Annotated in this window: 20 protein-coding genes; 12 read left to right on the top strand and 8 right to left on the bottom strand. The window is 65.0% G+C overall.

Annotated features, from left to right (window positions below; all coding sequences use genetic code 11):
• Positions 1-3: 3 nt before the first annotated feature.
• A complete protein-coding gene (locus ACSH0F_RS13650; protein WP_435203697.1) occupies positions 4-909 on the bottom strand; it encodes a prephenate/arogenate dehydrogenase family protein in 906 nt (301 codons plus the stop codon).
• A complete protein-coding gene (locus ACSH0F_RS13645; RefSeq protein WP_435203696.1) occupies positions 906-2,006 on the bottom strand; it encodes a pyridoxal phosphate-dependent aminotransferase in 1,101 nt (366 codons plus the stop codon). The genes ACSH0F_RS13650 and ACSH0F_RS13645 overlap by 4 nt, the downstream gene beginning before the upstream one ends.
• Positions 2,007-2,181: 175 nt before the next feature.
• Between ACSH0F_RS13645 and metX the strand changes: the two genes are divergently transcribed.
• The gene (gene metX, locus ACSH0F_RS13640) at positions 2,182-3,249 is read left to right on the top strand and encodes a homoserine O-acetyltransferase MetX (RefSeq protein WP_435203695.1); all 1,068 of its coding nucleotides are present in this window, start codon (positions 2,182-2,184) and stop codon (positions 3,247-3,249) included.
• On the top strand, positions 3,246-3,830 hold the full coding sequence (metW, locus tag ACSH0F_RS13635) for a methionine biosynthesis protein MetW (protein ID WP_435203694.1): 585 nt from the start codon (positions 3,246-3,248) through the stop codon (positions 3,828-3,830). The genes metX and metW overlap by 4 nt, the downstream gene beginning before the upstream one ends.
• On the opposite strand, the gene fghA is transcribed toward metW, so the two are convergent.
• Together fghA and ACSH0F_RS13625 are read right to left on the bottom strand one after the other, a co-directional pair.
• Entirely contained in the window at positions 3,827-4,669 is an 843-nt protein-coding gene (gene fghA, locus ACSH0F_RS13630; protein ID WP_435203692.1) for an S-formylglutathione hydrolase, read from the bottom strand. The genes metW and fghA overlap by 4 nt on opposite strands.
• Before the next feature lie 116 nt (positions 4,670-4,785).
• Positions 4,786-5,166, bottom strand: coding sequence for a VOC family protein (locus tag ACSH0F_RS13625; protein ID WP_435203690.1), 381 nt, complete (start codon positions 5,164-5,166; stop codon positions 4,786-4,788).
• On the opposite strand from ACSH0F_RS13625, the gene ACSH0F_RS13620 reads away from it, so the two are divergent.
• On the top strand, positions 5,155-5,361 hold the full coding sequence (locus ACSH0F_RS13620; protein ID WP_435203688.1) for a hypothetical protein: 207 nt from the start codon (positions 5,155-5,157) through the stop codon (positions 5,359-5,361). The genes ACSH0F_RS13625 and ACSH0F_RS13620 overlap by 12 nt on opposite strands.
• Before the next feature lie 21 nt (positions 5,362-5,382).
• Here ACSH0F_RS13620 and ACSH0F_RS13615 read toward each other — a convergent pair whose 3' ends face one another.
• Positions 5,383-5,583, bottom strand: a complete 201-nt coding sequence (locus tag ACSH0F_RS13615) for a hypothetical protein (RefSeq protein ID WP_435203686.1) — start codon at positions 5,581-5,583, stop codon at positions 5,383-5,385.
• Positions 5,583-6,689, bottom strand: a complete 1,107-nt coding sequence (locus ACSH0F_RS13610; protein ID WP_435203684.1) for an S-(hydroxymethyl)glutathione dehydrogenase/class III alcohol dehydrogenase — start codon at positions 6,687-6,689, stop codon at positions 5,583-5,585. The genes ACSH0F_RS13615 and ACSH0F_RS13610 overlap by 1 nt, the downstream gene beginning before the upstream one ends.
• Positions 6,690-6,787: 98 nt before the next feature.
• On the opposite strand from ACSH0F_RS13610, the gene ACSH0F_RS13605 reads away from it, so the two are divergent.
• From ACSH0F_RS13605 to ACSH0F_RS13590, 4 genes are all read left to right on the top strand, one after another.
• Positions 6,788-7,186 carry a hypothetical protein gene (locus ACSH0F_RS13605; protein WP_435203682.1) on the top strand — a complete coding sequence of 133 codons (399 nt, stop codon included), beginning with the start codon at positions 6,788-6,790 and terminating at the stop codon, positions 7,184-7,186.
• Between the two features lie 66 nt (positions 7,187-7,252).
• Entirely contained in the window at positions 7,253-7,696 is a 444-nt protein-coding gene (locus tag ACSH0F_RS13600; protein ID WP_435203680.1) for a hypothetical protein, read from the top strand.
• Positions 7,697-7,783: 87 nt separating this feature from the next.
• A complete protein-coding gene (locus tag ACSH0F_RS13595) occupies positions 7,784-8,455 on the top strand; it encodes a glutathione S-transferase family protein (protein WP_278329064.1) in 672 nt (223 codons plus the stop codon).
• A gap of 70 nt (positions 8,456-8,525) precedes the next feature.
• Positions 8,526-8,831 carry a hypothetical protein gene (locus ACSH0F_RS13590; RefSeq protein WP_435203678.1) on the top strand — a complete coding sequence of 102 codons (306 nt, stop codon included), beginning with the start codon at positions 8,526-8,528 and terminating at the stop codon, positions 8,829-8,831.
• A 27-nt stretch (positions 8,832-8,858) separates the two neighbouring features.
• Here the strand turns inward: ACSH0F_RS13590 and mutM are convergent, their stop codons facing one another.
• Positions 8,859-9,674, bottom strand: coding sequence for a bifunctional DNA-formamidopyrimidine glycosylase/DNA-(apurinic or apyrimidinic site) lyase (gene mutM, locus ACSH0F_RS13585; protein WP_435203676.1), 816 nt, complete (start codon positions 9,672-9,674; stop codon positions 8,859-8,861).
• A gap of 225 nt (positions 9,675-9,899) precedes the next feature.
• Here mutM and ACSH0F_RS13580 point away from each other — a divergent pair, with 225 nt between their 5' ends.
• From ACSH0F_RS13580 to ACSH0F_RS13570, 3 genes are read left to right on the top strand one after another with little or no spacing between them, the layout of a single operon-like run.
• On the top strand, positions 9,900-10,631 hold the full coding sequence (locus ACSH0F_RS13580; protein ID WP_435203674.1) for a class I SAM-dependent methyltransferase: 732 nt from the start codon (positions 9,900-9,902) through the stop codon (positions 10,629-10,631).
• A gap of 1 nt (position 10,632) precedes the next feature.
• Entirely contained in the window at positions 10,633-12,195 is a 1,563-nt protein-coding gene (gene ubiB / locus ACSH0F_RS13575; RefSeq protein WP_435203672.1) for a 2-polyprenylphenol 6-hydroxylase, read from the top strand.
• On the top strand, positions 12,162-12,953 hold the full coding sequence (locus ACSH0F_RS13570) for a hypothetical protein (RefSeq protein WP_435203670.1): 792 nt from the start codon (positions 12,162-12,164) through the stop codon (positions 12,951-12,953). Before ubiB ends, ACSH0F_RS13570 begins: the two co-directional genes overlap by 34 nt.
• A gap of 6 nt (positions 12,954-12,959) precedes the next feature.
• Here ACSH0F_RS13570 and ACSH0F_RS13565 read toward each other — a convergent pair whose 3' ends face one another.
• Positions 12,960-13,349, bottom strand: a complete 390-nt coding sequence (locus ACSH0F_RS13565; protein WP_435203668.1) for a hypothetical protein — start codon at positions 13,347-13,349, stop codon at positions 12,960-12,962.
• Positions 13,350-13,465: 116 nt separating this feature from the next.
• Here ACSH0F_RS13565 and ACSH0F_RS13560 point away from each other — a divergent pair, with 116 nt between their 5' ends.
• Complete coding sequence (locus ACSH0F_RS13560; RefSeq protein ID WP_435203666.1) at positions 13,466-15,265, top strand: bifunctional phosphopantothenoylcysteine decarboxylase/phosphopantothenate synthase; 1,800 nt, start codon at positions 13,466-13,468, stop codon at positions 15,263-15,265.
• Entirely contained in the window at positions 15,258-15,719 is a 462-nt protein-coding gene (gene dut, locus ACSH0F_RS13555; RefSeq protein WP_435203664.1) for a dUTP diphosphatase, read from the top strand. The genes ACSH0F_RS13560 and dut overlap by 8 nt, the downstream gene beginning before the upstream one ends.

Genomic DNA, 15,719 nt, shown 5'->3' with positions numbered 1-15,719 from the left:
ACGCTAGTGGTCGGAGCGGCCGAAATCGGCCCGCGCATCGTCCTGCCCTTCCTCGATGATCGAGCGGCGGATGGTGCGGGTCCGCTCGAACAGCTCGAACAGCGTGTCGCCGTCGCCATTGCGGATCGCGCGCTGGAGGGCGGTGAGGTCCTCGGTGAAGCGCCCGAGGACTTCCAGCACCGCGTCGCGATTGGTCAGGAAGACATCGCGCCACATGGTCGGATCGCTGGCAGCGATGCGGGTGAAGTCACGGAAGCCACCCGCAGAATATTTGATCACCTCGCCGCGGGTCACGTCCTCCAGATCGCTGGCCGTGCCGACGATCGTATAGGCGATGAGGTGCGGGATATGGCTAGTCACCGCGAGCACGAGATCGTGATGCGCAGGCTCCATGATCTCGACCTTCGCGCCGAGCCCCTGCCAGATATTTGCGATCTGCTCGACCGCCTCTGCGGGGGTGCTGTCATCTGGTGTCAGGATACACCAGCGGTGGCGGAAGAGTTCGGGAAAGCCCGCTTCGGGGCCGCTCTTTTCCGTCCCCGCTACGGGGTGAGCCGGGACCACCACGGCATCGGGCAGCGCCTTCGCGATGGCCTGCGCGACGCTATGCTTCGAAGAGCCGACATCGCTGACGATCGCACCGGGCGGCAGCGCGCCCGCGATGCTTTGCGCCGCAGCGCCCATTGCGCCGACGGGCACACAGAGGATGACGAGCTGAGCGTCGCACACTGCGTCGTCGGGGCTGTCGCAGACGGTGCCGACCAGGCCGCGTTCCGATGCTCTTCGGCGAACGTCCGGGTCTGCATCCCATCCGGTGGTGGTGATGGCGGGTAGCATCTCGCGCAGGGCGAGGCCGATCGAGCCGCCGATGAGGCCAAGGCCGATGATGGCGATCCGCTCGATGCTCACGCGGGTTCTCCGCACAGGTCGCGCAGGACGGCGGCGATCGCACCCATCTGCTCCGGCGTGCCCACGGTGATCCGCAGCGCTTGCGGCAGGCCCTGCCCGGGCAGGTGGCGGACGGCATAGCCAGCCTCGGCAATCGCATCGAGGGAAGCCGAGGCTTCGAGGTCGCCTTCGAAGACGACCAAGACGAAATTGGCCTCGCTCGGCAGGGCGCGCAGCCCGTGGTTGCCGAGCGCGGCGATCTGATCGACGAAGCGCGCGCGGGCAGCGGCGTTGGCATCGCGCGATTTCGCAACGAAATCCTGATCCGCTAGGGCGGCCAGTGCAGCTCGCTGCCCGCTAGCAGTCACGTTGAATGCACCGCGCAGGCGATTCAGCGCATCGATCAGGTGCGGCGCCCCGGTCGCCCAGCCTACGCGCTCGCTCGCGATTCCATAGGCCTTGGCGAAGGTACGGGTGACCAGCACGTTGTCATGCCGCGCAGCGAGATCCATGCCGCCGTCGTCTTCGCCCTCGGGGAGAAATTCGGCATAGGCCTGGTCGACCACCAGCAGCACATCCTTCGGCAGGCCGGCATGCAGGCGCTCGACCTCGGCGCGCGGCAGGAAGGTGCCGATGGGATTGTTCGGATTGTCGAGCAGCACCACGCGCGTCCGCCCGGTGACGGCGGCGAGGATGTTGTCGACATCGGGCGCGTAGTCATTGTCCTCGGCCAGCACGACCTCGGCCCCGACCTTGTGCGCCAGCAGCGGGTAGAGCGAGAAGGAATAACGCGAAAAGAGGACCTCGTCGCCCGGCCCGGCGAAGGCCTGCACTGCGCCGTGGAGGCATTCGCCCGAGCCAGTACCGCAGACGATCCGCGCCGGATCGATGCCGTGCAGCGCGCCGATGGCTTCGCGCAATTGCGTGGCGTCGGGATCGGGATAGAGGTTCGGCTGGTGTCCGCCAGCGAGCGTTTCGATCACCTTTGGGCTGCAGCCCAAAGGGTTTTCGTTAGCCGACAGTTTGACCAGCGGGCGGCCGTCGGCAGCCTTCGACTTGCCGGGCACATAGGCATGGATCGCCTCGATCCACGGTTTCAGGGTAGGACGGTCTGCCATCTTGCGTCTGCGCCATAAAGAATTACGGCCCTACGACAAGCTCAGGGCGAACGGTTAGAGCGCTGAGTTCTAAATCCCTTCGTGCTGAGCTTGTCGGTAGCGAAGCTGGCGGGTACCGCCAACCACCGTTCTTTTTGGCGAATGAAGGCTTCGTTTGAGCAGGACCTCGCAAACGTTGACACTGCCCGATCCGCTGCCGCTCGACGGCGGGGGCGAGCTGTCGCGTGTCGAAATCGCCTACGAAACTTACGGCGCGCTCGACGAAGACCGCTCCAACGCCATCCTGCTGTGCCACGCGCTGACCGGCGACCAGTATGTCGCAAGCCCGCACCCGATCACCGGCAAGCCCGGCTGGTGGGAGCGGATGGTTGGGCCCGGCAAGCCCATCGATACGGATCGCTTTCACGTCATCTGCCCCAATGTCATCGGCAGCTGCATGGGCTCTACCGGCCCGGCGAGCGAGGCTTCGGACGGACAGCCCTACGCCATGCGCTTTCCGGTCATCACCATTCGCGACATGGTGCGCGCGCATGTCGGTTTGCTCGACGCGCTGGGGATCGAGACGCTACACGCCGTGGTCGGCGGATCGATGGGCGGGATGCAGGCACTGAGCCTCGCGGCCAACTGGCCGGAGCGCGCGAGCCGTGTGCTGGTGGTTGCCTCGACCAGCCGCCACTCGGCGCAGAACATCGGCTTCCACGAGCTCGGGCGGCAGGCGGTCATGGCCGACCCGCGCTGGGACCAGGGCGATTACTATGCTGGCGAGGCACCCGACAGCGGCCTCGCCGTGGCGCGCATGGCGGCGCATATCACCTACCTCAGCGAAGAGGCGCTGACCGAGAAATTCGGGCGGAACCTGCAGGATCGGGAGGCAAAGACATTCGGTTTCGATGCCGATTTCCAGGTCGAATCATACCTGCGTTACCAGGGCAGCGGCTTCACCCAGCGTTTCGATGCCAACAGCTACCTCTACATCACCCGTGCGATGGACTATTTCGATCTTGCCGAGGAGCATGGCGGCAAGCTGGCAAATGCCTTTGCCGGAACGCAGGCGCGGTTCTGCCTCGTCAGCTTCGACAGCGACTGGCTCTATCCCACAGCGGAAAGCCGCCATGTCGTCCACGCGCTCAATGCGGCGGGCGCGGCAGTCAGCTTCGTCGAGCTCACCGCGCCGCATGGCCACGACAGCTTCCTGCTCGACGTGCCTGCGCTCGACCGCGTGATCGGGGGATTCCTGGGATGAGCATTCGCCCAGACCTTGCCGTCATCGCCGGTCACGTATCGCCGGGCAGCCGCGTGCTCGATATCGGCTGCGGCGACGGGGCGCTGATGATGGCGCTGCGCGAGAAAGACTGCGACGTGCGCGGGATCGAGATCGATGGCGACTGCGTCGAACGCTGCGTGAGCCAGGGCCTCAGCGTGGTGCAGGGCGATGCCGACCGCGACCTCGCCGACTATCCCGACAGGGGCTTCGACTACGCGATTCTCAGCCAGACGCTGCAGACCGCCGCGCGGCCCGACCGTATGCTGGACGAGCTGCTCCGCGTCGGCACCCGCGCCTTCGTCAGCTTCCCCAACTTCGCCCATTGGCGCACCCGCGCCGCGCTGATGTTCGGCGGCCGCATGCCGGTGACGCGCGCGATCCCGGTCAGCTGGTACGCGACTCAGAATATCCATCACGTAACGGTGAAAGACTTCCGCGACCTCGCGAAGGAAAAGGGCGCGCGCATCGAACGCGAATGGTTCTTTGCTGGCGAGCGGCAGCTCGGCCGAGCTGGGGCGAACGGGCGTGCGGAGTTCGCGGTGTTCGAGTTGTCGCGTTAGGCGCCCAACCGCTCCGCATGCCACGCCACATGCTCGGCCATGAAGGTCGAGATGAAGTAATAGGAGTGGTCATAACCCTGCTGCATGCGGATTTCGGGGCTCATTCCAGCCTTGGCGCAGGCCATCGAGAGGGCGCCGGTCTTGAGCTGCTCTTCGAGGAAATTGTCCGCCGTGCCCTGATCGACCAGCAGGTGGTCGAGCCGCGCGCCGTCCTCGATCAGCGCGACCGCGTCGTATTCGCGCCATGCCGCGCGGTCCTCGCCGAGATAGCGGCCGAGTGCCTTTTCGCCCCACGGCACCTGGCTCGGCGCGACGATCGGGCTGAACGCGCTGACCGAGCGGAAGCGGTCGGGATTGCGTAAGCCAATGGTGAGTGCGCCGTGGCCGCCCATAGAATGGCCGGTGATCGACTGACGCTCCATGTCGATCGGAAACTCCGCCGCGATCACCTCGGGCAGTTCCTGCTCGATATAGCTGCGCATGCGGTAGTGCTTCGCCCACGGTTCCTGCGTCGCATCGACATAGAAGCCCGCACCTTTGCCGAAATCGTATTCGTCCGCCGCATCGGGCACATCCTCGCCGCGCGGGCTGGTGTCGGGCGCGACGAAGACGATGCCGTTTTCGGCGCAGGCGCGGCGGTACTCGCCCTTTTCGGTGACGTTTTCATGCGAGCAGGTGAGGCCCGAAAGATACCACAGCACCGGCAGCTTGATCCCCGGCATGTGCGGCGGGACATAGACCGAGAAGGTCATCTCCCTCCCGGTCTCGCGCGATTGGTGGGAGCAGACGAATTGCTCGCCCTCGTAGGCCCTGTTCTGCGAAAGATAGTCGAGCGGCATGGGTGAATTTCCTGTCGTATAGTCTTTTCGGCTCGCCCCAATACGCGAAGGGCGCAGCCGGCCAAGAACCGCTGCGCCCAAAGCACCCCTGTGCGGGACGATATGATCGGTTGCCCTTAGCCCGGGCGATACATCGCGCAAACCTTGTTGCCGGCCGGATCGCGCAGATAGGCGAGGTAGAGCTTCATGCCCGCGCCTTCGCGAATGCCCGGCGGATCCTCGATCTCCGTTCCGCCATTCTCGCTGCCCGCCTTGTGCCAAGCGTCGGCCATGTCTTCGCTCGAGGCTGCAAATCCGATGGTCGAACCGTTGCCGCAGCTGGCAGGCTGGCCGTCGATGGGCTTGGTCAGGAGGAAAATGCCGCCATTGTGCATATAGATGACCCGGCCTTTGGGATCGATCTGGCCTTCGCTGCCGCCGAGCGCCTTGAAGCAGGCGTCGTAGAACTTTTTCGAGGCGTCGATATCGTCGGCCCCCAGCATGACGTGACTGAACATATATTCTCTCTCCTTTACGTTTCGATTCGCTACCTTAATGGGACCTTCGGACTGCGCAAGCAGTCAGGCGTCGACCGCGACAGTCGCCGTGTCCGGATCGCCCGTATTCGGCGCTTCGGCAGGATCCAGCATCAGCAGCTGGACTTCCCCTTTGCGCGCGGCGGGGCGGTGATCCTCGCCCGTTTCGATCAGTAAGAGCTCGCCCGGCAGCAGCTTTTAGGTGCGGTCGCGGGATTCGACCTCCAGCTCGCCGGAGATGCACAGGAAGAGCTCGTCATGGGTATGGCTGTGCCAGTCGAATTCGCCGTCGAGCTTAGCGATGCGGACTTCGTGCCCTTCGTAACGAGCGACGATGCGCGGCGCCCAATACTCGGTGAAGGTGGCGAACTTGTCGGCGAGGACGACCTTCTCCACCATCAATAGACCACCACCGCCCGGATGCTTTCGCCGGCGTGCATCAGGTCGAAACCCTTGTTGATCTCATCGAGGCTGAGCGTGTGGGTGATCATCGGGTCGATGGCGATCTTGCCGTTCATGTACCAGTCGACGATCTTGGGCACGTCCGTGCGGCCCTTGGCTCCGCCGAAGGCGGTGCCGCGCCAGTTCCGGCCCGTAACGAGCTGGAACGGGCGCGTCGCGATGGTCTTGCCCGCTTCGGCCACGCCGATGATGATGCTGGTGCCCCAGCCCTTGTGGCAGCATTCGAGCGCCTGGCGCATCACATCGGTATTGCCGGTGCAGTCGAAGCTGTAGTCCGCCCCGCCGTCCAGCAATTCGACAAGATGCGCGACCACGTCCTTCGTTTCCTTGGGATTGACGAAATCGGTCATGCCGAACTTCTCGCCCCATTCCTTTTTGGAAGGGTTGATGTCGACGCCCACGATGCGGTCCGCGCCCGCCATCTTGGCGCCCTGAATGACGTTGAGGCCGATCCCGCCGAGGCCGAAGACGACGACATTGTCGCCCGGCTTAACCTGCGCCGTATTCACCACCGCGCCCACACCGGTGGTGACGCCGCAGCCGATATAGCAGCTGGTCTCGAACGGCGCGTCGGTGCGGATCTTGGCGACGGCGATTTCGGGCAGCACGGTGAAGTTCGAGAAGGTCGAGCAGCCCATGTAGTGGTAGATCGTCTCGCCCTTGTAGCTGAAGCGGCTCGTGCCATCCGGCATCAGCCCCTTGCCCTGCGTCTCGCGGATGGCATGGCACAGGTTCGTCTTGCCGCTGAGGCACATTTTACACTGGCGGCATTCGGGGGTGTAGAGCGGGATCACGTGGTCGCCCGGTGTCACGCTGGTGACGCCCGCGCCAACTTCGCGCACGATCCCGGCGCCTTCGTGGCCGAGCACGCTGGGGAAAAGCCCCTCGCTGTCCAGCCCGTCGAGGGTATAAGCGTCCGTGTGGCAAATGCCGGTTGCCATGATTTCCACCAGCACCTCGCCCGGTTTGGGGCCCTCCAGATCGAGTTCGACGATCTCGAGCGGTTGTTTCGCTTCGAAGGCTACGGCGGCGCGGGTTTTCATAATTCGTGTCTCCTGTTCGACTGCGGACCTAGGCAAAGCGGCGGGGCCCCGCAAGCACGGTTGCCCGCCATTCAGGCGAGGGGATATAGAGCCGCGGCATGACGAAACTGCTTCTCGCCGCCGGCCTTGCCCTCGCATCGTTCCCGCTCGCCGCGCAAGATGCGTTTGATGCTGCCTCTGCCACTGCCGAAGCCGCGCTGCCCACCCTTACGCTCGAACAGCGCAGCAGCCTGCGCTGCGGAGTCGCATTCGGACTGATCGCCAAGGGCCAGGCGGAAGGCGATGCGCGCGCCGCCGCCTATCCCGCGATGGAGCCGCGCGGGCGCGAATTCTTCGTGCGGACGATGGCGGGGCTGATGGACGATCACGATCTCACCCGCGAACAGGCGAACAAGCTTGCCTTCGAAACCACGATGACGCTGATGCAGGAAGGGCTGGAATCGCGCGAGGCGATGATGCCGAATTGCCTGCTGCTGCTGGAAGCCTCGGGCGTCTGAGCCCGTTCATGGCAGACTCAGTGCGAATGCGGTAAACACCGCGCGACGTAATTTCGGGGAATGACCATGCGTAACGCCATCCTGCCTCTTGCCGCCGCGTTCGCGGTGACTGCCGCTCCTGCCGCCGCGCAGGATTACGATGCGCCGGACGTGGACGCTTCGCCCGAAACCCTGCCGCTCGCCGACATGGCGGACGAGATGCGCGATCCCGAGCGGCAGCGCGATATGGCGCTGATGCTCCAGACCATGACCGAAGTGCTGCTCGACCTGCCGATCGCTCCGCTGGCCAAGGCCGCGGCCGACATGGCGGGGGAGAAGGCCGAGGAAATCGATCCTGACCTCACCCTGCGCAAGGTCGCACCCGATGCGGGCCGCTTGAGCGAGGAAGTCGCCGTCGTCGTACCCCGCGCCATGCAGGCGATGGGCGGGCTTGCCGAAGGGCTGTCCGAAATGACGCCCGCGCTGCGCGACATGGCCCGCCGGATGCGTGAAGCGCTCCCGAAGGACTGAACCGCCACCGATCCACTGGAAATTTAGGGTCTTCGCGCGCCGCCGTGGTGGACGCGCGACTCGCACTGGTGCATGAGCGGGGGACCGATGTGGCAGCTCTACCAGTTCCCCCTGTGTCCTTTCAGTCGCAAGCTGCGCCTGCTCATGAGCGAGAAGAACGTCGCCTATGAGCTGGTGCGCGAGAACCCATGGGAAGGGCGCGACGAGTTCTGGCAGCTGAACCCGGCGGGCCGCACCCCTGTGCTGCATGATCCCGACCGCCGCATCGCGCTCGCCGACAGCCGCGCGATCTGCGAGCTGCTGGAGGAAACGGTCGACCGCAATCCGATGATCAACGGATCGGCGTTGCAACGCGCGGAAATCCGCCGGCTGGTCGCGCTGTTCGACGAAAACCTCTATGCCGACGTCACCGCGCCCGCGCTGCACGAAAAGATGAAGAAGCGCATCGTCCTGCGCCAGTCGCCCGATGCGCAGGTGCTGCGCCAGATGGGCCGCCTGCTGCACGGCCACCTGGACTATATCGACTGGCTGGTGGACACGCGCCAGTGGCTTGCGGGGCCGACGCTGAGCCTCGCCGACCTCGCCTGCGCGGCGCAGCTTTCGGTGGTGGAATATCTCGGCGCGATGGACTGGAAGGGCCACGAACAGGCGCACGACTGGTACATGGTGATCAAGAGCCGCCCGAGCTTCCGCCCGCTGCTCGCCGAGAAGATGGAAGGCCTGCCCCCGCCGCGCGAGTATGCGGCGCTGGATTTGTGAGCCCTTGTTTCTACAGGCTCGCTGTAACCTCGGCCAATACAGTACGAAAACTCGATAGACTGGAGCAGTGATGCAGGCTTCGCTTTTTATGTTTCTAATGGAAGCGGTCGCTGGCACTGAGTGCCAATATCGGTCAGGCGCAAGACACGCCCTTCTAGTTTTCGTTCGGGAAGATGACTTAGATGAATCTCGGCGACCCGCCCTAGATTGCGTAGAAAAACAAGGATGGCAATTCGTTAAGGTTAAACGATCCAAGGAAGTGTCGACCGACACCGCTGAAATTGCTGACGAAACGCTTCGTGCTGCCGCAACTCATGCGCTTAAAGAAGGCAGTTCCATCATCGTTTATCAGGATGAAATTCCGAACAACGCATAATAGCCAGGGGATTGGGCGCTCGTTGCGCTACCTCTGACAAACCGGGCAGAACCACGTGCTGCGCCCGCCCTGCACGATGCGTCGGATCGTGCCGCCGTCCTCGTGGTGGCAGGCCTCGCCCTCGCGGCCGTAGACGTGGAAGCGGGTGGCGAAATAGCCGAGATTGCCGTCGGGCTGGGCGAAATCGCGCAAAGTGCTGCCGCCGTCGCGGATTGACTGTTCGAGTACCTCGCGGATCGCCGGGACGAGGCGGCGCAGTTGCGGCATGGTCACCTTGCCGCCGGCCTTGCGCGGGCTGATCCCGCTGCGCCACAGCGCCTCGCAGACGTAGATATTGCCGAGGCCCGCCACGATCCGCTGGTCGAGCAGCAGCAGCTTGATCGCCTGTTTGCGCCCGCGCGTCGCCTCGCGCAGGTGCTCAGCGGTCAACGCATCGCCCAGCGGCTCCGGCCCCAGCGCAGCGAAGGGCTTCCACGTCACCAGCTCTTGTGTTGTCATCAGGTCGACCGAACCGAAGCGGCGCGGATCGTTCAGCGCAAAGCGGTTGTGCGCCGTCTCCAGGATCAGGTGATCGTGCTTGTCCTCGGCCTCCGGGTCGATCCGCCAGCGCCCGCTCATGCCGAGGTGGAACACCATCGCATGGTCGCGGCTGGTGTGGATCAGTCCGTATTTCGCCCGGCGCGTGAGATGCGTGACGCTCGCCCCGGTCAGCGCCTGTACCAGACCGGCAGGGAAGGGGCGGCGCATGTCGGGCCGGTTCACGGTCACGCGCGTGATGGTCTCGCCTTCGAGAAACCGCGCAAGCCCGCGGACGGTGGTTTCGACTTCGGGGAGTTCGGGCATGGTGAGGGTCGAGTAACAGGGAGTCTTAGTGGCGTCTATTCGCTCCCTGCGGTCGCTGCGCCCTGTTCCGTCCCGCTCCCCCTCCCGACCACCCACGGCACGGTATTCTATGGGTGGTCGGGAGGGGGAGCGGGACGGAACAGCAAGGGAAGCGCGGATGCGCTTTCCGCACGCAGAAAACCAACTCATAGACTAGCCCGCAATCACTCCCTAAAGCCCACCGCCATGAACGACACCGTTTCCTTCGGCTACGAAGACATCGACGCGACCGAGAAGACCGGCCGCGTGGGCGAGGTTTTCTCCAGCGTCGCCGCTAAATACGACATCATGAACGATGCCATGTCGGGCGGCATGCACCGCCTCTGGAAGAACCGCTTCGTCGCGGGCGTGAAGCCGCAGGAGGGCGAGGCGATCCTCGACATGGCGGGCGGCACGGGCGACATCGCCTTTCGCTTGGCCGAACGGGGCGCGAGCGTGACCGTCAGCGACATCAACCAGGACATGCTCGACGTCGGCATCGAACGCGCGATGGAGCGCGGGATCGACGGGCTCGTGTGGTCGCGTCAGAACGCCGAGGAACTGACCTTCTCCAGCCGCATCTTCGACGCCTATACCATCGCCTTCGGCATCCGGAACGTCACCCACATCGACAGGGCCCTGCGCGAGGCGCACCGGGTGCTGAAATTCGGCGGACGGTTCTTCTGCCTCGAATTCAGCCAGACGGACTGGCCAGGCTTCAAGGACGTCTACGACCTCTATTCGCACAAGATCATGCCGCGACTAGGCAAGGCGATCGCCAATGACGAGGACAGCTACCGCTATCTCGCCGAATCGATCCGCCGCTTTCCCAAGCCTGCCGAATTCGAAGCGATGATCCGCGATGCAGGGTTCGAGAATACGCGGGTGGAATCGATCCTCGGCGGTGCGGTGAACATCCATTCGGGGTGGAAGGTTTAGGGTGGCGAGACCGCTCACTCACATTCTCCGGCTCGGCAAGTGGGCGCGCATCCTTGCGCGTCACGGTGCGCTGCGCGGCATCCAGAACGATCCCAATACGCCGGTTCCGGTCAAGCGCCTGATCGGCATCTTCAGCATCGGCACGATGAAGTCGCGCGAGCCGGATTACGCCGGGGCTTTCCGCGAGATCGGCCCGGCTGCCATCAAGCTGGGCCAGACCCTCGCCACCCGCCCCGATCTGGTCGGCGAGGATGCGGCGCGCAATCTGCTCAAGCTGCAAGACGATCTCCCGCCGGTCGACTTCGAGCTGATCCGCCAGAGCATCGAGTCGAGCTTCGAGCAGCCGCTCGAGAACCTCTATGCCGAATTCGACCCCGCGCCCGTCGGCGCAGCCTCCATCGCGCAGGTCCACCGTGCGGTCACGACCGAGGGTCGGCAGGTCGCCGTCAAGGTCCTGCGCCCCGGCGTGCGCGAGCGGTTCGCCAAGGATATCGCGACCTACGAATGGGCCGCCGCCCATCTCGAAAGCTTCGGCGGAGAGGCCGCGCGCCTGCGTCCGCGCCTCGTCATCGCCAATTTCAAGCGCTGGACCAATCGCGAGCTCGACCTGCGGCGCGAGGCTGCCAGCGCCTCTGAATTGGCCGAGCACATGGTCGGCACCGAGGGCTACGAGATCCCCGGCATCGACTGGGACCGCACGAATGGCCGGGTGATGACGGTCGACTGGATCGACGGCGTCAAGATCAGCGATACCGAGGCGATCCGCGCTGCGGGCCACGATGCGAACGAGCTGGCCAGCCGCCTTGTGCTGGCTTTCCTCAAGCAGGCCATCGCCGCCGGCTTCTTCCACGCAGACATGCACCAGGGGAACCTGTTCGTGAAGCCGGACGGAACCATTGCCGCGATCGATTTCGGCATCATGGGCCGGATCGACCGGCAGGCGCGCATGTGGCTGGCGGAAATCCTCTACGGCCTGACGACCGGCAATTACCGCCGCGTCGCCGAAATCCATTTCGAAGCGCAATATGTGCCGAGCTATCACAATGTCGACGAGTTCGCGACGGCCTTGCGCGCGGTGGGCGAGCCGATGCGCGGCAAGCCGGTGAGCGAGCTTTCGGTCGGCCAAATGCTCGACGGGCTGTTCGCCATCACCCGCGATTTCGACATGCAGACTCAGCCGCACCTGTTGCTGCTGCAAAAGACCATGGTGATGGTCGAAGGCATCGCGACGCAGCTCAATCCCGGCATCAATATGTGGGATACCAGCGCGCCCTATGTTCGCAGCTGGATTCGCGACGAGCTGGGCCCCGAAGCCGCCATTGCCGACCGCATTCGCACTGACACGGAAACACTGTTGCGCATTCCGGACCTCGTGCGCCGGATCGAGGATCGCTTCCCGCCCAAGGGCGGCGCGCCCGAACCGCCGCCGCTGCCCGATATCGAATTGATGTGGGAAAGGCGCGAACGCAAGGAGCGCGGACGCGGCTGGCCGGGCTATGTGCTGGCGGCACTCGGAGGGGGTCTGGCTGCATGGGCGGCAGTGACGCAGGGACTGATCGGCTGACGGACGGCGCAGCGGCGCCCGCATGGGACCGCTTCACGCATTGGGGCCCATGGCCTGCACGCGTGCTTCTGGCGGTCGTGGCGGTGCTGCTGGTGCTGGCGGCGCTCACTCCGCTCACGGCGACACAGAATGGCGCGCCTGCGGAAGTGCCGGAAATGTCGCAGCCCGGCGAAAACGCACCGACCGATCCCGACGCAAGGCCCGAACGCGATAAGGATCTCGCGTTCTACGACCGCGTGATCGGGCGGATCGGGGGCGGCGAGAGCTATTACGACTTCATCATCGAGGAACAGCGCGCGAGCGATTATCCCTTGCGACCCGGCGTAACGGTACGCCTGCCGACGCTCGCCTACATCCACGCCTGGCTTGGCAAGACCGGCATGATCGTTGTGGCGATCGCCCTACTGTTCGCCACCGTCTGGGCGTGGTGGCGCAGGCTGGGCGACGAGCCGGGCGGTGCTCGCGTCCGGATCCTCGGGACTGCGCTCATGCTCATGGGCGGCTCGCTCGGCCTCAATCGCGCCTTTTTCGTGCTGCACGAGCTATGGGCGGGGATGCTGGTCGCGCTCGGCTGGGCAGGGTGGAAATCGCCCGCCGGGACGACCGGTACGTTCCTCTATCTCGGCTACGGCCTCGCCTTTATGCTCGCTGGTCGGGAGAACAACTTCTACTGGGGCGCGGTCGTCGCCCCGGCCATGTTCGTCGGCCTGGCATTCCTGCCAATGGCGCTGCGCTCGCTCGTCAGATCGGCGCGCTGAGCCGCATCAAGTCGAATGCTTCGGCCAGCCCCACAGCTTTATGGCATAGGCGAGCACGGCGATGTGCAGCGCCTCGACTCCCATCGGCACCATCCAGCCTTCGTACGGCCCCTCGATCACGAGATTGATGAACCGGCCGGTGAAGGCGATGAGGAACAGGCCGAGCGCGGGCAGCAGCACATCGCCGCGTCGCCGCCATGCACCCCAGCCCATCGACAATGCGCTGATATAGAAGAAGGCGGTCATGTCCCCGCGCAGGGTCGAACTGCCATGCGTGCTCGCGACCGACAGGCCGAAATCCGCGCCCGACGTGGCGGGATTCACGAGAAAACCCGTGCCGATCACCAGATCGATAATCGCCAGTATCAGGATGATTGCGCTCAGGATGACATGCATCGGTCCCTCCGTTTCCCCTTTCTTTACCATAGGCGGCTACGCGTAATCCCGCAATCCGCCCGCGCTGCGCGCTGGCCATGACGAACGGGGGGCGCTAGCTAGCGCTTGATGACACGATGGGAATGCATTCGCCGATCCGCGCCCACGCAGGCGCGAGCCAAGCCAGCGAGCGGGATGCCGACGTGAGCGGGCCGCACATCCTGCTCGTGATCGGGGGCGGTATCGCCGCCTACAAGTCTTGCGAACTGGTGCGCATGATCCGCAAGGCGGGCGGCAAGGTGACCTGCGTGCTGACCGAAGGCGGCCAGCAATTCGTCACTCCCATGGCGCTCGCTGCCTTAAGCGAGAACAAGGTCTATACCTCGCTGTTCGATCTCAAGGACGAGGTCGAGATGGGCCATATCCAACTGAGCCGCGAGGCCGATCTGGTGGTCGTGTGCCCGGCGACGGCTGATCTGCTCGCCAAGATGGCCGCCGGCATCGCCGACGATCTGGCAACCACGCTTATCCTTGCCACCGACAAGCCGGTGCTGACCGTGCCTGCGATGAACGTGCGGATGTGGGAGCATTCGGCAACCCAGCGCAATGCCGACTGGCTCCGCCAGGCCGGTGTCGCGGTGATGGACCCGGACGAGGGCGCGATGGCCTGCGGCGAATTCGGTCCCGGGCGCCTGCCCGAGCCTGCCGCGATCCTTGCGCGCATTGCCGAGGAGCTCGACCTCGATATCGACGTGCCCGAATTGCCCGCGCCCGCCGCTGCGCAGCTTGCCGCGCCGGTCGAAGACGACGTTTGGGAAGAGCCCGAAGCAGAGGGCGATATCTTCGAGGCGCTCGAGCCCGAAGCCGAAGAGGAAGTCGAACAGAGCGGCGGCGGCCTTGGCGGACTGCTGTCGATGATCATTCCGCGCAGCACCAAGCAGCGCACTCACGAGGAAATCGAGGAAGAATTCGCAGCGGAGCGGGAGGATGAACCGGTCGCTGAAGAGGAAGACCTCCTCGAAGATCTTCCGGAAGAAGAAATCGCCTTCGATCCGGGTGCTGCGTCCTCGCTGCTCGCCAGCAAGGGCGGGGCCTCGGCTGCGCCGCCGATCGACGCGCAAGCTCTCAACCACACCGTTGCCAGGCAGGATATGCGGTCGGCCCCGCAGCCGCTCGACGTGAAAGCCGAGAGCGTTTCGGTCAGCTTCGACGAATCGCCGCTGGCAGGTCAGGCTGCTTTCGATCCCGATCCCGAACATCGCCCGCTATACGGCAAGCATGTGCTGGTCACCGCCGGCCCGACGCGCGAGCCGATCGATCCGGTGCGCTATATCGCCAACCGGTCGAGCGGGAAGCAGGGCTTCGCCATTGCCGCCATGGCTGCCGCCGCGGGCGCGCGCGTCACGCTGGTGACGGGGCCCGTGCACCTGCCGACGCCCATCGGGGTCGACCGCGTGGATGTCGAGACCGCAGAGGATATGGCCGAGGAAGTGCGCCGCGCCCTGCCTGCGGATGCCGCCTTCATGGTCGCCGCCGTGGCCGACTGGAAGAGCCGCAGCGTCGCGACCGAGAAGATGAAGAAGCGCGGCAGCGCGCCGCCTGCACTGATCCTCGCCGAAAATCCGGATATCCTCGCCAGCGTGGCCGCCGGGCGCAAGCGTCCGCCGCTGCTGGTCGGCTTTGCTGCCGAGACGGAGAACGTCGTCGAGAACGCCAAGTCCAAGCGCAAGCGCAAGGGCGCCGACTGGATCATCGCCAACAACGTCAGCTTCTCCGAAGGCGAAAGCGTGATGGGCGGCGACATGAACCAGGTCCATGTCGTCACCTCCAGCGGTGTGGAAAGCCTGCCCGAAATGCCCAAGGAAGAGGTTGCGCGCGAGCTCGTCCGCATGGCAGCAGAAGCCCTCAATGGAGAGGGTGACGGGGATAATGACTGATCGCATCGGGGTACGGATCAAGCGCCTGCCCCATGGACGAGATCTCGACCTGCCGGCCTATGCCACCGATGGCGCGGCGGGCATGGATGTGGTGGCGGCCGAGGCCGTTACGCTGAAACCAGGCCAGCGGCATGCCGTGGCTACCGGCCTCGCGGTCGCGATCCCCGACGGTTACGAAATCCAGGTCCGGCCGCGGTCCGGCCTTGCGCTCAAGCACGGCATCTCCGTGCCCAATACGCCCGGCACGATCGACAGCGACTATCGCGGCGAGCTGAAGGTCATCATGATCAATCACGGGACGGACGATTTTCCCATCGCCCGCGGCGACCGCATTGCGCAGCTGGTGCTGGCTCCGGTGACGCAGGCCGAATGGGACGAGGTCGAGGAACTGGACGATACCGCGCGCGGCTCCGGCGGCTTCGGTTCGACCGGCGGGCACGAGCGCCTGCACTGA

Source organism: Qipengyuania sp. 902 (assembly GCF_051195295.1).
Classification (GTDB): Bacteria; Pseudomonadota; Alphaproteobacteria; order Sphingomonadales; family Sphingomonadaceae; genus Qipengyuania.
Note: the sequence above shows the minus strand (reverse complement) of the source record. Positions and strands in the feature narration are given on the sequence as shown.

Excerpts from the sequence above, each read along its gene's own strand:
- ACSH0F_RS13645 (WP_435203696.1), bottom strand. The coding sequence starts at position 2,006 with ATGGCAGACCGTCCTACCCTGAAACCGTGGATCGAGGCGATCCATGCC.
- metW (WP_435203694.1), top strand. The coding sequence starts at position 3,246 with ATGAGCATTCGCCCAGACCTTGCCGTCATCGCCGGTCACGTATCGCCG.
- fghA (WP_435203692.1), bottom strand. The coding sequence starts at position 4,669 with ATGCCGCTCGACTATCTTTCGCAGAACAGGGCCTACGAGGGCGAGCAA.
- ACSH0F_RS13625 (WP_435203690.1), bottom strand. The coding sequence starts at position 5,166 with ATGTTCAGTCACGTCATGCTGGGGGCCGACGATATCGACGCCTCGAAA.
- ACSH0F_RS13615 (WP_435203686.1), bottom strand. The coding sequence starts at position 5,583 with ATGGTGGAGAAGGTCGTCCTCGCCGACAAGTTCGCCACCTTCACCGAG.
- ACSH0F_RS13610 (WP_435203684.1), bottom strand. The coding sequence starts at position 6,689 with ATGAAAACCCGCGCCGCCGTAGCCTTCGAAGCGAAACAACCGCTCGAG.
- ACSH0F_RS13605 (WP_435203682.1), top strand. The coding sequence starts at position 6,788 with ATGACGAAACTGCTTCTCGCCGCCGGCCTTGCCCTCGCATCGTTCCCG.
- ACSH0F_RS13600 (WP_435203680.1), top strand. The coding sequence starts at position 7,253 with ATGCGTAACGCCATCCTGCCTCTTGCCGCCGCGTTCGCGGTGACTGCC.
- ACSH0F_RS13595 (WP_278329064.1), top strand. The coding sequence starts at position 7,784 with ATGTGGCAGCTCTACCAGTTCCCCCTGTGTCCTTTCAGTCGCAAGCTG.
- ACSH0F_RS13590 (WP_435203678.1), top strand. The coding sequence starts at position 8,526 with ATGCAGGCTTCGCTTTTTATGTTTCTAATGGAAGCGGTCGCTGGCACT.
- mutM (WP_435203676.1), bottom strand. The coding sequence starts at position 9,674 with ATGCCCGAACTCCCCGAAGTCGAAACCACCGTCCGCGGGCTTGCGCGG.
- ACSH0F_RS13580 (WP_435203674.1), top strand. The coding sequence starts at position 9,900 with ATGAACGACACCGTTTCCTTCGGCTACGAAGACATCGACGCGACCGAG.
- ACSH0F_RS13570 (WP_435203670.1), top strand. The coding sequence starts at position 12,162 with ATGGGCGGCAGTGACGCAGGGACTGATCGGCTGACGGACGGCGCAGCG.
- ACSH0F_RS13565 (WP_435203668.1), bottom strand. The coding sequence starts at position 13,349 with ATGCATGTCATCCTGAGCGCAATCATCCTGATACTGGCGATTATCGAT.
- ACSH0F_RS13560 (WP_435203666.1), top strand. The coding sequence starts at position 13,466 with ATGGGAATGCATTCGCCGATCCGCGCCCACGCAGGCGCGAGCCAAGCC.
- dut (WP_435203664.1), top strand. The coding sequence starts at position 15,258 with ATGACTGATCGCATCGGGGTACGGATCAAGCGCCTGCCCCATGGACGA.